Origin of the sequence: Kitasatospora sp. NPDC002965 (genome assembly GCF_040611255.1) — a bacterium.
GTDB lineage: Bacteria > Actinomycetota > Actinomycetes > Streptomycetales > Streptomycetaceae > Kitasatospora.
In genome coordinates this window covers 1-13,679 of the sequence record NZ_JBEXNT010000190.1, presented here as the reverse complement: position 1 = coordinate 13,679, position 13,679 = coordinate 1, and the positions used below count along the sequence as shown (strand labels likewise).

Annotated in this window: 10 protein-coding genes and 1 pseudogene; 5 read left to right on the top strand and 6 right to left on the bottom strand. The window is 72.6% G+C overall.

Annotated elements, in window-relative coordinates; genetic code table 11:
- Positions 1-192: pseudogene (locus ABZY91_RS39015) on the top strand (DeoR family transcriptional regulator); the annotation flags it as partial.
- Positions 193-334: 142 nt separating this feature from the next.
- Here ABZY91_RS39015 and ABZY91_RS39010 read toward each other — a convergent pair.
- The 6 genes from ABZY91_RS39010 to ABZY91_RS38985 form a co-directional block, all read right to left on the bottom strand.
- The gene (locus tag ABZY91_RS39010; protein WP_355408621.1) at positions 335-2,458 is read right to left on the bottom strand and encodes a family 20 glycosylhydrolase; all 2,124 of its coding nucleotides are present in this window, start codon (positions 2,456-2,458) and stop codon (positions 335-337) included.
- Between the two features lie 472 nt (positions 2,459-2,930).
- Complete coding sequence (locus ABZY91_RS39005; protein WP_355408619.1) at positions 2,931-3,833, bottom strand: ROK family protein; 903 nt, start codon at positions 3,831-3,833, stop codon at positions 2,931-2,933.
- Between the two features lie 337 nt (positions 3,834-4,170).
- Positions 4,171-5,088 carry a carbohydrate ABC transporter permease gene (locus tag ABZY91_RS39000; protein ID WP_355408617.1) on the bottom strand — a complete coding sequence of 306 codons (918 nt, stop codon included), beginning with the start codon at positions 5,086-5,088 and terminating at the stop codon, positions 4,171-4,173.
- Positions 5,088-6,002 (bottom strand): sugar ABC transporter permease, encoded by a 915-nt coding sequence (locus tag ABZY91_RS38995; RefSeq protein WP_355408615.1) that lies wholly within the window; start codon positions 6,000-6,002, stop codon positions 5,088-5,090. The genes ABZY91_RS39000 and ABZY91_RS38995 overlap by 1 nt, the downstream gene beginning before the upstream one ends.
- Before the next feature lie 43 nt (positions 6,003-6,045).
- Positions 6,046-7,311 carry an extracellular solute-binding protein gene (locus ABZY91_RS38990; RefSeq protein WP_355408613.1) on the bottom strand — a complete coding sequence of 422 codons (1,266 nt, stop codon included), beginning with the start codon at positions 7,309-7,311 and terminating at the stop codon, positions 6,046-6,048.
- A gap of 645 nt (positions 7,312-7,956) precedes the next feature.
- Entirely contained in the window at positions 7,957-8,757 is an 801-nt protein-coding gene (locus tag ABZY91_RS38985; protein ID WP_355408611.1) for a DeoR/GlpR family DNA-binding transcription regulator, read from the bottom strand.
- Between the two features lie 291 nt (positions 8,758-9,048).
- Here ABZY91_RS38985 and ABZY91_RS38980 point away from each other — a divergent pair, with 291 nt between their 5' ends.
- From ABZY91_RS38980 to ABZY91_RS38965, 4 genes are all read left to right on the top strand, one after another.
- Positions 9,049-10,257 carry an ROK family protein gene (locus tag ABZY91_RS38980; RefSeq protein ID WP_355408609.1) on the top strand — a complete coding sequence of 403 codons (1,209 nt, stop codon included), beginning with the start codon at positions 9,049-9,051 and terminating at the stop codon, positions 10,255-10,257.
- Entirely contained in the window at positions 10,254-11,198 is a 945-nt protein-coding gene (locus ABZY91_RS38975; protein ID WP_355408607.1) for a 1-phosphofructokinase family hexose kinase, read from the top strand. Before ABZY91_RS38980 ends, ABZY91_RS38975 begins: the two co-directional genes overlap by 4 nt.
- A 180-nt stretch (positions 11,199-11,378) precedes the next feature.
- Positions 11,379-12,329: a sugar isomerase gene (locus tag ABZY91_RS38970; RefSeq protein ID WP_355408605.1), complete on the top strand. Its 951-nt coding sequence runs from the start codon at positions 11,379-11,381 to the stop codon at positions 12,327-12,329.
- Positions 12,330-12,459: 130 nt separating this feature from the next.
- Entirely contained in the window at positions 12,460-13,296 is an 837-nt protein-coding gene (locus ABZY91_RS38965; RefSeq protein ID WP_355408603.1) for a class II fructose-bisphosphate aldolase, read from the top strand.
- The last annotated feature ends 383 nt before the right edge of the window (positions 13,297-13,679 follow it).

Genomic DNA, 13,679 nt, shown 5'->3' with positions numbered 1-13,679 from the left:
AACCGGACCCTGATCGCCTCGGCCCGCAGGGTGGTCGTCGTCGCCGACCACAGCAAGTGGGACGTCGTCGGCCTCAGCGCCTTCGCCACGCTCCCGGAGATCGACTGCTTCGTCACCGACGCCGAACTCGCCCCCGCCGCACAGGCGGTGCTGAGCGAGACCACCGGGCGGCTCGTCCTCGCAGGGGCCTGACCGGCGGCCCTCCGCCTGCCGTGCGGCGTGGGACCTCGTACCGCCCGCACCGGAGGCGGAACCTGGTGGGAACCGACACACCCCCGCTCCGGACGAGGCACGTCCGGAGCGGGGGTCGGGCGGTGGCCCGGGGCGCGGCCGGTCAGTCGATGGACCAGCGCTGCAGGGTGGAGCCGGTGTCGGGCTGCTGGGTCGCCCTGGCGCCGTTGGCGGCCGAGGCGGCGGTCAGCAGCAGGCCGGTGGCGGCGGAGGTGACGGTGTGCCGGTCGTTGGCGGCCTGGGTGATCTTCCAGCGCTGACCGGTCTGGCCGTTGCACGCGCGTTGGACGACGGTGGCGCCGGCGCCGCCGGTGGCCTCGGCGCACTTGCCGGAGGACTTGGCGGTCAGGGTGTAGGTACCGTCGGACTGGGGGGCGACGGTCCAGGTCTGGTTGTTCCCGCGGTTGGGTGCCCACATCAGCAGGTCGGTGCCGTCGGACGAGGAGCCGCCGTTCTCCAGGGCGACGCCGCCGGTCTCAAGGACGTGGACGCCTTCCACGGTGCGCACCGTACCGGTCCAGGGGATGCCCGGGGCGGCGTGGTAGGCGATGCCGGCGGCGGTCCAGCGCTGGCCGTGCTGGGCCAGGCGCTGACGGAAACCGTCCCAGTCACGGGCCGACTGCGGGGACCAGCCGACCTCGGCGAGGGCGGGGAGGCGGGGGAAGCTCATGTAGTCGGCGTACTCCCGGGGCTCGGGCCACCTGGTGCTCGGGGTCGGCAGCGAGCCGCTGCCCTCGTAGGCGCGGTCGGCCCACAGCGCGGCCTCGACGCCGGCGATCTTCTTGGCCGGGACGATGGAGCCGGTGCCGTCCAGCTTGCCGGTGACGGTCTCCGGGTCCCACTCGTAGGAGCGCTGCACCGGCACGTATCCGGACCAGCTCAGGCCGTACGGGGTGGAGACGTCGTACTTCATGTCCAGGTAGGCGTGGTCCGAGGGGGACATGACGAACTTGGCGCCCTGGGAGACTCCGTTGCGGACGAAGCGGATGGTCTCGGTCTCCTCCGCGGTGCCGATGCTCTCCCGGTCGTCGTCCTCGCCCCAGTACTGCATGATGCTGCCGGAGGGGATGGCCGACTGGCCGAGCTGGTGCCAGCCCATGACGGTCTTGTGCCGTCCGGTGGTCGCCTCGGTGGCCGCCTTGACGTAGGAGGCGTAGCCCTCCGGGGTGGCCTGCGGGGTCTCGTCGCCGCCGAGGTGGATGTACGGGCCGGGGGTGAGCTTGGCGACCTCCTTGATGACGGTCTTCAGGAAGCGTCGCATGTTGCCCGTGTGCGTCCCGTCCTCCAGACAGTAGAGGCTGATGCCGACGTCGAAGCCGGAGTAGGGCGGCTTCGCCTTGTTGTCGCAGTTCAGTTCGGGCACCGAGGCGAGGGCGGCCATGGTGTGGCCGGGGCCGTCGATCTCGGGCACCACGGTCATGAAGCGGGAGGACGCGTAGGAGACGATCTCCTTGTAGTCCGCCGCGGAGTAGTACCAGCCGGTGCCGCCGGTGAAGCCGCTCTGCGTACTGGCGCCGACCTTGGTCAGGTTCGGGAGGGCGTCGATGGCGATGCGCCAGCCCTGGTCGTCGGTGAGGTGCAGGTGCAGCGTGTTGATCTTGTAGGCGGCGGCCTCGTCGATATAGCGCTTGACCTGGTCGACGGGGAAGAAGCGGCGGGCGACGTCCAGCATCACGCCCCGGTACTCGTACCTCGGCGCGTCGTTGATCTGCACCGGGGAGACGGTCCACGCCCGGGACTGCTTGGTACGGGACTCGACGGCGGCGGGGAGCAGCTGGCGCAGGGTCTGCACGCCCCGGAACAGGCCCTCGGCGCCGTGCGCCTTGACGACGACGCCGTCCTTGCCGGACGAGATGGTGTACCCCTCGGCCCCGAGCTTCTTGGGACCGTTGGGATCCAGGACCAGGGCGTTCTTCGGCGCCCGGGTGTCCTTGACGACCTTCAGGTCGTAGCCCGTCGCGGGGGCCAGCAGCTTGGAGAGGTAGGTCCCGACACCCACCGCGTCCGAATCCCTCGACAGGACGGAGATCCGGGTCTGGGCGGTGAGGGCGAACCCTTCGCCCGCCACCGCCTGCTGCGAGACCGGCTGCGGCACCAGGGCGTAGGGAGCGGGGGTGGGCGTGGGGGGCGCCGCGGCAGCCTGGGAGAGCGTGGCCGTGAGCGGGAGGGTGACGGCGGCTGTGGCGAGTGCGACGAGGCGTCGGCCTCGTCGGTGCAACCAGCGCATGGTTGACTCCTTCTGAGGGGAAGGCACGGGGCCGCACACCAGGTGGGCGGCCGGGAGGGCGCGATGCGCGCCGACGGCGAGGGGATGCGCCGGGCTCGTGCTCCGGGCGTCGGACCGCTGGGGAACGTCCCGGCGAACGACGCCGGCGTGCACCCCCGCCGGGATCCTGCCGCGCTGCGGGTTGCTCGTGCCGTGTGGGCGGAACATGCGGTGCGCAGAGCGGCAGAGCATCGAATGTGCTCGCAGATGCTTCGATTTCGCAATTTGCGAGCAACTTCAACCATGAAGGTGCCAGGGGGTCCGGGCGTCGTCAAGGCCTACGCCATCGTAGTTTTGTCCGATCGTGGGCCCCTTTCTTCCACACCTTCGTTCCGCACGGCAGACGGTCACCGTCCGCCGCCACCGCGCCACGCACGGGTCGGGAACGCCGCGGGGAGGGCGCAGGGAAGGCCGGGCCGGACGGTGCCGGAAGTCACCGGTCCGCGTGGGCGCGCGCCAGGTCCCGGGCCAGGAGGGCCGCTCCCATGCAGCCCGCCGTGGCACCGAACCGGGCGACCCGCAGCTCGGGAACGGCCGGGGCCCCCAGCCGCCCGGTGAGGACCTCCCGCAGGGCCGTGAGGCGTGCGGCACCCGCGTCGACGAGCTCGCCGGCGATGACCACCCGCTCGGGGGCGTACCGGACGATCGCCGTGGCCAGCACCTCCGCCAGGGCGTCCGCGGCTTGACCGCAGACGGCCAGGGCTGCGCGCTCCCCGGCACCCGCCCGGTGGTACACCTCCCGGACGCCGGCCCCGTGCCGGCCGGTCGCCCGTGCGTAGCGGCGGGTGACGGCGGCGGCCGAGGCCACGGTCTCCAGGCAGCCGCGGGCGCCGCAGTGGCACGGGTCTCCCCCGGGCCGGACCACGGTGTGGCCGAGCTCTCCGGCGGCGTGCGGGGCCCCGGAGGCGGCCCGGCCCGCCCGGACGACCGCCGCGGCGATGCCGTCGCCCACCGACACGAACAGGAAGTCCCGGCAGCCCCGGCCGGCTCCCGCGCGCGCCTCGGCGAGGCCGCCCGCGCGCCCGTCGTGCCCGACGGCCACGGGAAGCTCCAGGTGCTCGGCCACCCAGTCCCGGACCGGGACTTCCCGCCACCCCAGTGCGCCGGCGCGCACCGCACGGCCGGAGGTGTCGTCGACGGTGCCCGGGAGGACGACACCCGCAGCGGTGGGGCGGCAGCGTTCGGCGAGCGTGGCGGCACAGGTCAGGACGGTCTCCAGCACGGCGTCCGGTCCGCGTTCGGGACGCGTGAACCAGCGTTCCCCGTCCCGCAGGACCCCGCCGGGGCCCAGGGCGTAGCCCTTGATGTAGGTGGCGCCCACCTGCAGCGCGATCACGGTCCCCCGGTCCGCGCGCGGACCGTCCGCACGCGGGGGGTCCGCGCGCGGACGGTCCGCACGTGGGTGGACCGGCGCCGGTTCCCGGTGGCGCGCCGGCGCCGTCGGGGGCCGGAGCTCCGCGTTGACGGCTGTGTCGCTCATGTCGTGCCTCAGTTCGTCGGGGCACCCCGGCGCCCCGGCCGCCGGGAGGCGGACCACCGCCGGGGGCCGGCCGCGTGACCGGCAGGGGAAAAGGACGGGCCCGCCCCCCTGTGGTCGGGGGACGGGGGGCGGGCAGTCTGGGGGGTTGGGCAGTCGGGGGGGGGTGGGCGGTCGGGGGGCGGGCGGTCGGGGGCTACTTGACGGATCCGGCGGTGAGCCCGGAGACGACCTTCCGCTCGATGAGCGCGAAGAGGATGACGACGGGGACGATCGCGATGACCGAGCCGGCGAACAGGAAGTTCCACTGGACGGTGTAGTTGCCGATGAAGCTGTTGATACCCACCGTCAGCGGCTGGTTCTCCGGGATGGTGGAGAGCGTCAGACCCATGACGAACTCGTTCCAGGCGGCGATGAAGGTGAAGATCATCGCGGTGACGACCCCGGGCATCGCCAGTGGCAGGGTGATCCGCAGGAGGGCCCCTCCCCGGCCCAGCCCGTCGATCATGGCGGACTCCTCCAGGGCTTCGGGGATGGAGGCGAAGTAGGCGGTGAGGATCCAGATGGCGAAGGCCAGGTTGAAGGCCGCGTTGCACAGGATCAGGGTCCACACCGAGTTGAGCATGCCCAGTTGGTAGAACTCGCGGTAGAGGCCGACCAGCAGGGACGTGGGCTGGAACATCTGGGTGACGAGCACCAGCAGGAGGAACAGGTTACGTCCGCGGAACTTCACTCGGGCGGTGTAGTACGCGGCGGGGACGGCCACCAGCAGGACGAGCAGGGTGGATCCCGCGGCGACCAGGAGGGTGACGCGGAGGTTGTCCCCGAGGTGCGACTCGCGCCACACGTCGACGAAGTTCGCCCACTTGAACTCGCTCGGCAGGTACGTGGCGTCGCGCAGTTCGCTCGCCGGCCGCAGCGCGGTGATCACCATCTCCGCGTACGGCAGCAGGAACACGGCCGCCAGCATCCAGGCGACGGCAGCGACCAGCAGCGTGCGCGGGCGCAGCGTACGGGGGGCTCGTGGGGTGCCGGTCCGGCTGCCCCCCGCGGGGAGGCGGGGGGTCTGGGCGGGCCGGGCGGTGTCGGCGGGGGTGATGGTGGGGTGGGCCATCAGCTCTCCTCCTGGTTCCAGCGGCTGGCCTTGAGGAAGACGACGACCATGACCACGACGAGGGCGAAGTTCACGACGGACATCGCCGCGGACTGGCCGATGTCGGAGTTCTTGAGCTGGTACATGAACACGGTGGTGGTGGCGGTGTCACTGTCCGGGCCGCCGTGGGTCATGCTCCAGATGATGGGGAAGGAGTTGAAGACGTTGATGAGGTTGATGACGACCCCGACGAGGAACGCCGGCCTCAGCAGCGGGAGGGTGATGCGCAGATAGGTCTGCCAGGGGTTGGCGCCGTCCACCCTGGCCGCCTCGTAGATCTCGCCGGGGACGGTCTGCAGTCCCGCGAGCAGGGTGTAGGTGGTGAAGGGCAGCGAGACGAAGACGGCCACGAACATCATCCAGGGCCAGGCCGTCGAGGGGTCGCCCAGCCAGTCCTGGGGGCCGTCGATGAGACCCAGGTCGGTCATCAACGTGTTGAGGACGCCCGCGGTCTGGTTGAGCATCCACTTGAAGCCGATGGCCGTCATGACGACCGAGGCGGCCCACGGTGCGATGAGCGCCCAGCGGGTGAGGCGCCGGCCGGGGAACTTCTGGTTGAAGAGCTGGGCCAGCGCCAGCGAGACCAGCATGGTGGCGCCGACCACGACCACGGTCCACACCACGGTCGACAGGACGACCGAGGGCAGCGACGGCTCCTCGAACAACTGCTTGTACTTGTCGAACCCGGCCGAGCCCCGGACGAATCCGCTGCTGCTGATCTTCAGGAACGAGGTGCGGACCATCTCGTAGACCGGCCAGAGGACGACCAGGACGATGAGCAGGACGGCCGGTCCGATCCAGGGCAGGGGCCCCAGCCGGGCCAGGCCGCTCCTGCCCTTGCGGCCGGAACCGGATGTGGATGATGAGGGGGACACGAGGGAGTGCCTGCCTTCCGTGACAGTGCGGTTCGCGGGCTGCCTACTGGTCGGAGACCGTCTCCTGGGCCTTCTTCTGCAGCTCCCCCAGCACCTTGGCCGGGTCGCTCACGGCCGTGCCGCCGCTCTTCTTGATCTCGGCCGAGACGGCGTCCCAGGCGGTGTCGCCCAGCGGGTAGAAGACCGCGTTCGGCAGCAGCGCGAAGAAGGGTTCGAGGTCCTGGTGCTTGCCGTTGCCGGTCATCTCCTGGAGCGTGTCCTCGGTGACCGGCATCAGGTCGTACATCTCGTCGAACTTCAGCGTGTTCTCCTTGGAGTACGCGAAGTCGAGGAACGTGCGGACCTGTTCCTTGTGGCCGTTGTCCTTGAACGCCATCATCCAGTCGGCGACGCCGAGCGTGGACTTCAGCGCCCCCGCCCTGCCGGGGATCGGCGCGACGCCGTAGTCGACCTTGCCCTCCTTGGACATCTGGATCAGGGAGGGGTGGCCGTTGAGCATCGCGGCCTTGCCGGCCGCGAAGTCCGCGAACGCGGTCTTGCGGTCGGTCGTCGCGGGGTTGGCGTAGGTCAGGCCGGGCTCGACGAGGTTCGACTTCAGCCAGGTGAAGGACTCGATGTTGGCCTGGCTGTTGAGCGTGTACTTGCCCTGGGCGTCCGTGAGGCCGCCGCCGTTGCCGAGCTCCCAGATCAGCGACTCGCCCTGTGCCTCCTCCGGACCGAGCGGCAGCGCGTAGGGGGTCACGCCCGGCACCTTCGCCTTGATCTTCTCGGCCGCGGCCCGGAGGTCGTCCCAGCTCTTGGGCGCCTCGGTGATGCCCGCCTGGGCGAACACCGCCTTGTTGTAGAAGAACGCCCGGGCCGAGGAGACGAACGGGATGCCGTACTGGACGCCCTTGACCTCGCCGGCCTTGGCGAAGCTGTCGATCAGGTTGGTGCGGGTCTTCTCCGACAGCACCTCGTCCGCCCGGTACAGCAGGTCGTCGGCGACCTTGTCCGCGTAGCCGCCGGTCTGGAGGACGTCCGGAACGTTGCCGCTCTGGATCATCGTCTTGACCTGCGAGTCGATGTCGTTCCAGTTGATCACCTGGACGTCGACCTTGATCTTCGGGTTGGCGGCGGTGAACCGCTGCGCCACGTCCTTCCAGTAGGCCGCCGAGCTGTTCGAGGCCTTGTCGCCGTAGTCGGCGGCCACCAGCTTCAGTGTGACGTCCTCGCCCTGCGACGCGCCGCCGCCGCCGCTGCCGCAGGCCGTGAGGGTGAGCGCGCCGACGGCGCAGGCACAGGCCGCCGCGAAAGACCGCTTGTTCATCGTCAGTACCGCCTTGTCTCCTGGCCGGTCACAACGACGCGGCCCAGTGGGGGTCTGGGAACTGCTGCAGATTCCGGAGCGTGCGCACAAGTGGACTTTTCGTCCGCGTTTCGCTCATAAACGAGCATCTGCTGTGGGCAAAGTAAACACGAGGAGGGGGCCGGGAACCAGGCCTGTTACGCAAAAGATGCCAACCGGACAGCTGTCGGGCCCACGGGGCCGGGGAGTTGAGCAGGTCGGCGCCCTGGTCACGGCTGCGAGGCACGGGCGGGCACGGGCGGAACCGTGCGGGCCCTCCGGTCGCGGCCCGTGGTCGACCACGGGCGCCCGCGGGTACCGCGGCCGTTCCGCTCGACGGTGCCACTTTCCCTCGCGGGAGGGAAGGGGGACGGACGGCTCGGACGCCGGAGGGTTCTGCCACGGCGTTCGCGGGTCCCCGCCGCACGGGCGCCGGCCGGTGCGGTCACCGAGCGCGGGCCACGGGCGCGGGCCACGGGCGCGGATGCCGAGTGCGGGGGCCGTTCCGTGCGGCCCGGCCTCGGGCGCCCGGCGGAGCGGGAGCGGGCCGTGGGCGCCCCCGGAAAGGGCGGCGCCGCCGGAGGGCGGGCGAGCCCTTCCGGCGGCGCGGGGTGTGGTGCGGGAGCGTCAGACGCCGATGACCTCGACACCCGCCTCGACGAACCGCGCCGCCATGTCGGGATCGAGGTCGGAGTCGGTGACGAGCACGTCGATCCGGTCCAGGCCGCAGATCCGGGCGAAGGCCCGTCTGCCCATCTTGGACGAGTCCGTCGCGAGGATCACCTTCCGGGCGCGCTCCGCGAAGAGCCGACTGATGCCGGCCTCGTCCTCGTGGTGCGTCATCACGCCGAGCCGCGGGTCCACACCGTCCACCCCCAGCACGGCGACGTCGAGCACCACCTGGTTCAACACGCCCTCGGTCAGCGGGCCGACCAGTTCATAGGTCTGGGGGCGCGCCACACCGCCCGTCACCACGAGCTTGAACTGCGGGCGCACCGCCAGTTCGCCGGCGATGTTCAGGGAGTTGGTGACGACCGTGTACATCGGTCCCGAGGTGCTCTCCGGCCGTTCCGCGGGCCCCCCGCCCGCCCGGAGCACCAGCGCCCGGGCCACCTCGGTGGTGGTGGTGCCGCCGTTGAGACCGACCACGTCCCCCTCGCCCAGGAGGTCCGCCACGGCGATCGCTATGCGCTGCTTCTCGGAGACCCGCCGCGAGGACTTGTAGCGCATCGGGAGCTCGTAGGAGACCCCGTGCGCGATCGCCCCTCCGCGCGTGCGGACGAGCAGCCGCTGCTCGGCCAGTTCGTCGAGGTCGCGCCGGATGGTCGCCGGTGACACCGCGACCGAGACGGCCGCCTCCTCGACGTCCAGCTTGCCGTCGACCGCCAGCAGTTCGAGCAGCCTGCTCCACCGCTCCTGCTTGGACATGCGCAGTATCCCCTCTTCGCCGTGGAACTCCGGACCGCGCGCCGAGGGGACGGGGTCCGCCTGGGCGGCCGACCGGCCGCCCCCCGGGAAGTATGCGCGGAGTTGATCGTAGCTCCGCAGCATCGCGCACCGCGTGCCGTGGACGGTTTGCGCATGCCACACAACGTTTCGGCCGCCGAACCCTGGACGCGGCAGGCTCTCGTCTGGATACTTCGCTCATACATCTTGAACGAATCCGCATACTCCGTGCGCTTATCGCGCATGTTCGATCATCAGGGCGGTTCGACATCCATGAGCAGCAACAGTTCCCCGGCCCCGGCCGAAGGCTTCCCCCCGTCCGGCGCCCGGCGAGAGGACGCCGACCCGGCGTACCGGCCCCCCTCCCCCGTTCCCCTGTGGGCGGCCGAACACCTCCCGGCCGCGGCGCCCCCGGCCGCGATGCCCGCAGCCACGGCGCCCGCAGCCACGGCGCCCGCAGCCACCGGTGAGGAGGAGAGGCCGGGGGCCTCCCCCTCACCCCCGGCAGGTCCCGCCGCCGGCGGTCCCCGCGCCCAGGGATGCGTGATCGCGCTCGACGTCGGCGGCACCGGCATGAAGGGGGCGGTGCTCGACCACGGCATGCGACCGGTGGACACCGTGCACCGTCCCACGCCCCGCGCCGACGGGCCTGCCGCCGTCCTCGACGCCATCGCCGACACCCTGCTCGCCCTGGACCGCACGGCCACCGGGCGCGGACTGCTCGTGCACCACGCGGGCGTGGTGGTCCCGGGCATCGTCGACGACGGCCTCCGGCGAGCCGTCTGGTCGGCGAACCTCGGCTGGCGCGACCTCCCCCTCGCCGCGCTCCTGGAGGAACGCACCGGCCTGCACGTCACGTTGGGCCACGACGTCCGCGCGGGCGGCGTGGCCGAATGCACCCTGGGGGCCGCCCGGGGGGCGCAGAACGTGCTCTTCGTCGCCATCGGCACCGGCATCGCCGCCGCGCTCGTCTGCGACGGCAGGCCGGTCCGGGCCGGCGGATACGCCGGCGAGATCGGCCACATCGCCGTCGGGTCCGGGACGGAAGCGTGCGCGTGCGGCCGCACCGGCTGTCTGGAGACCGTGGCGTCCGCCGCCGCCGTCGCGTCCGCCTACACCGCGCGCACCGGACGGGCCGTCGCCGGCGCTGCTGACGTCGCGGCGCTGACCGGGCAGGGCGACCCCGTGGCGCAGGAGGTCTGGAACCGCGCGGCGACGGGGCTGGCGGAGGCGCTGGCGACCGTCACCACCCTGCTCGCACCGGAGCTGATCGTCCTCGGCGGCGGTCTCGCCGAGGCCGGCCCGCTCCTGCTCGACCCCGTACGCGCCGGGTTGGAGGAACGCCTCACCTTCCAACGCCGCCCCCTGCTCGTCCGGGCCGAACTGGGGGACCGGGCCGCATGCCTCGGCGCGGGCCTCGCCGCCTGGCAGGCGGCCGGGCACACCGCGACCGCCCGTGGGACAGGAGCACCCGCCCGATGATCCTCACCGTCACCCTCAACGCCGCGCTCGACGCCACCTGGAGCGTCGACAGCCTGCGGCCCCGTACGTCCCACCGCGTCGACACCGCGCAGGAACGCGCGGGCGGCAAGGGGATCAACGTGGCCCGCGTCCTCGTCGCCCTCGGGCGCGACCCGGTGGCGACCGGCCTGGTGGGCGGAGCCACCGGCCGCCGGATCCGCGACGGACTGCGCAACGCCCGCATCCGGAACGCTTTCCTGGAGGTGATCGGCGAGTCCCGCCGGACCCTCGCCGTCGTCTCGCGCGACGACGGCGACGCCACCGTCTTCAACGGGCGCGGACCGTTCGTGACCGCGCCCGAATGGCACCTCTTCCGCCAGCACTTCGCCGCACTGGCCGCGGGCGCGCGCGTGGTCGTCCTCAGCGGCAGCACCCCGCCGGGCCTCCCGGCGGACGCCTACGCACAGCTCATCCGCACCGCTTCGGCGGCCGGCGCGCACACGGTGCTCGACACCAGCGGCCCCGCCCTCCTCCAGGCCCTGGCGGCCCGCCCCGACGTGATCAAACCCAACACCGAGGAGATCACCGCGGCGACGGGCTGCGAGGACCTCCCACGCGCCGCCGCCGCACTGCGCGCCCTGGGAGCCCGCACCGTCGTCGCGTCCGCCGGCGCCGACGGCCTGCACGCCGTCACGCCCGAGGGCACCTGGCGGGCGGCGCCTCCGGAGCAGCTCTCCGGCAATCCGACGGGCGCCGGCGACGCCTGCGTGGCCGCGATCGCCGCCGGGCTGGAGGCCGGCTCCGCCTGGCCGGACATCCTCCGCACCGCGGTGGCCCTGTCGGCCGCCGCCGTCCCCTGCCCGGTCGCCGGCGAGGTCGACGCCGCCGTCTACCACCGGCTTCTCACCAGGGTCTCCGTGGAGAAGGTCCCGGCCGCCCCGGCCGACGCCGGCCCCGAATGACGCGCCCGCGCGCGATGCCTCGTCACCACCCGGGCCCAGGCGCCTCACGTCACACTCATTGCTCGATAGTGCTCGATTGAGCGAGATTATGAGCAACTCTTGACATCGCGAGTGTTCGTGAAACAGCATGCTGAGCAACCGGACGCCTTCTCCGACCCACTCCGAGCGCAAGGAATCCCCGTGACCACCATCGGAACCTCCCGTACCTCGATCGAGATCGCCTCGCAGCCCGAGACCTGGGCGCGTGCGGTCCGGTCCGTCGGCTCGTACGCCGACGTACTGCCCCGCCGCGGCGAGCGCGTCGCCGTGGTCGGTTGCGGCACCTCCTGGTTCATGGCCCACGCCTACGCACAGTTGCGCGAAAGCGGCGGCCACGGCGAGACCGACGCCTTCGCGGCCTCCGAGTTCCCGCTCGGCCGCGACTACGACCGGGTCGTGGCCCTCACCCGCTCCGGCACCACCACCGAGGTCGTCGACCTGCTGGCGAAGATCAAGGGCTCCGTCGCGACCACCGCCCTCACCGCCGACCCGGCCACACCCGTCATGACGGTCGCCGACCACGCCGTCGTGCTCGACTTCGCCGACGAGGAGTCGGTCGTCCAGACCCGCTTCGCCACCACCGCGCTGGTCCTGCTCCGCGCACACCTGGAGGCCGAAGGCGCCCTGCCGGCCGGGGTGCGTCCGCTCGCCCAGGCCGTCGGAGACGCCCGGCGCGCCCTCGACACCCCGCTCGGCCCCGACGTGAGCGGCGCCGAGCAGTTCACCTTCCTCGGGACGGGATGGACGTACGGGCTCGCCCTCGAAGCCGGCCTGAAGATGCGCGAGGCCGCCGGGGCCTGGACCGAGGCCTACCCCGCCATGGAGTACCGCCACGGACCCATCAGCATCACCGGCCCCGGCCGCGTCACCTGGCTGTTCGGCCCCGCCCCCGAGGGCCTCGCCGACGACGTCGCCCGGGTCGGCGGCCACTTCCACTGCGCCTCGGCCGACGCGCCCGGCGCCCTCGACCCGCTCGCCGACCTGATCGTCGCCCAGCGGCTGGCCGTACGCCTCGCCGCCGGCCGCGGCTACGACCCCGACCGCCCCCGCAACCTGACCCGCTCCGTGATCCTCGGCCCCACCGCCGCGTGAGAGCCCGGCCGTCCCGCCCCGCCCCGCGCCGAGCCGGGGCGCCCCGGCCGGTGACCGGTCCGCCCGGCCCGCGACAGCGGTCCCGGCGTCCCCGCCCGGTGCTCCGCCACCGCCTTCGTGGAGAACCCTCATGCCTCTGACACCCACCGCCGACATCGTCGGTCCCGCACACGCCGGCGCCTACGGCGTCGGGGCGTTCAACGTCGTCCAGATCGAACACGCCGAGGCCATCGTCACCGGAGCCGAGCAGGCCACCCTGCCCGTCATCCTCCAGATCAGCGAGAACACCGCCCGCTACCACGGCTCGCTCACCCCGATCGCCCTGGCCTCCCTCGCCCTCGCCCGGGCGGCCTCCGTACCGGTGGCGGTCCACCTCGACCACGCCGAGTCCCCCGAACTCGTCCACGAGGCCGTCGGACTCGGCTTCACCTCGGTGATGTTCGACGCGTCCAAGCTCCCCTACGACGCCAACGTCGCCGCCACCCGGGAGGTCACCGAGTACTGCCACCGGGCCGGCGTCTGGGTCGAGGCCGAACTGGGCGAGATCGGCGGAAAGGACGGCGCACACGCCCCCGGCGTCCGCACCGACCCCGGCGAGGCGTGCGCGTTCGCCGCGGCGACCGCCGTCGACGCACTGGCCGTCGCCGTGGGCAGCTCCCACGCGATGCTCACCCGCGACGCCGCCCTGGACCTCGACCTCATAGCCCGTCTACGCTCCGCACTGGACGTGCCCCTGGTCCTCCACGGCTCCTCGGGCGTCGACGACGCCGACCTCGCCAAGGCCGTCGCGGCCGGCATGGCGAAGGTCAACATCTCCACCCATCTCAACAAGCTCTTCACCCGCACGGTGTGCGACCGTCTGCGGGCGACGCCCGACGCCGCCGATCCGCGCACCTACCTCGGGCCCGCCCGGGACACGGTGGCAGCCGAGGTGACCCGCCTGCTGGGCGTCCTCGCCGCCCGCTGACCACGGTGGGGCGCCGGCGGCCGGCGGCGCCCCACCGGTCGGTCTCCTCGCGGGAACGTCCTCCGAGAGTCCCCTCCGGGTACGCCGGGCTCCCGCTCGTCTCCTGCGGGGCGGACATCGCCCAGGAGGCGAGCGGGACCCCGAGCCGTCGTGGCTGCGGGGGGACACCGAACAGACCTGCACACGGGTACGGCCCGTCCCCCAGAGAGGTAGTGACCGCGTGACAGCGGACCGTTCCGCACTGACCCGTGCCCGCCTCGTCCTGCCCGGCGGGGTGGTCGACCACGGCCGTCTCGCCGTCGAGGGCACCCGGATCGCCGGTCTCGGCGGCGCCACCACGGCCGGTGACCTCGACCTGACCGGGTACACCGTCGTCCCCGGCT

Excerpts from the sequence above, each read along its gene's own strand:
- ABZY91_RS39010 (WP_355408621.1), bottom strand. The coding sequence starts at position 2,458 with ATGCGCTGGTTGCACCGACGAGGCCGACGCCTCGTCGCACTCGCCACA.
- ABZY91_RS39000 (WP_355408617.1), bottom strand. The coding sequence starts at position 5,088 with ATGGCCCACCCCACCATCACCCCCGCCGACACCGCCCGGCCCGCCCAG.
- ABZY91_RS38990 (WP_355408613.1), bottom strand. The coding sequence starts at position 7,311 with ATGAACAAGCGGTCTTTCGCGGCGGCCTGTGCCTGCGCCGTCGGCGCG.
- ABZY91_RS38985 (WP_355408611.1), bottom strand. The coding sequence starts at position 8,757 with ATGTCCAAGCAGGAGCGGTGGAGCAGGCTGCTCGAACTGCTGGCGGTC.
- ABZY91_RS38980 (WP_355408609.1), top strand. The coding sequence starts at position 9,049 with ATGAGCAGCAACAGTTCCCCGGCCCCGGCCGAAGGCTTCCCCCCGTCC.
- ABZY91_RS38975 (WP_355408607.1), top strand. The coding sequence starts at position 10,254 with ATGATCCTCACCGTCACCCTCAACGCCGCGCTCGACGCCACCTGGAGC.
- ABZY91_RS38965 (WP_355408603.1), top strand. The coding sequence starts at position 12,460 with ATGCCTCTGACACCCACCGCCGACATCGTCGGTCCCGCACACGCCGGC.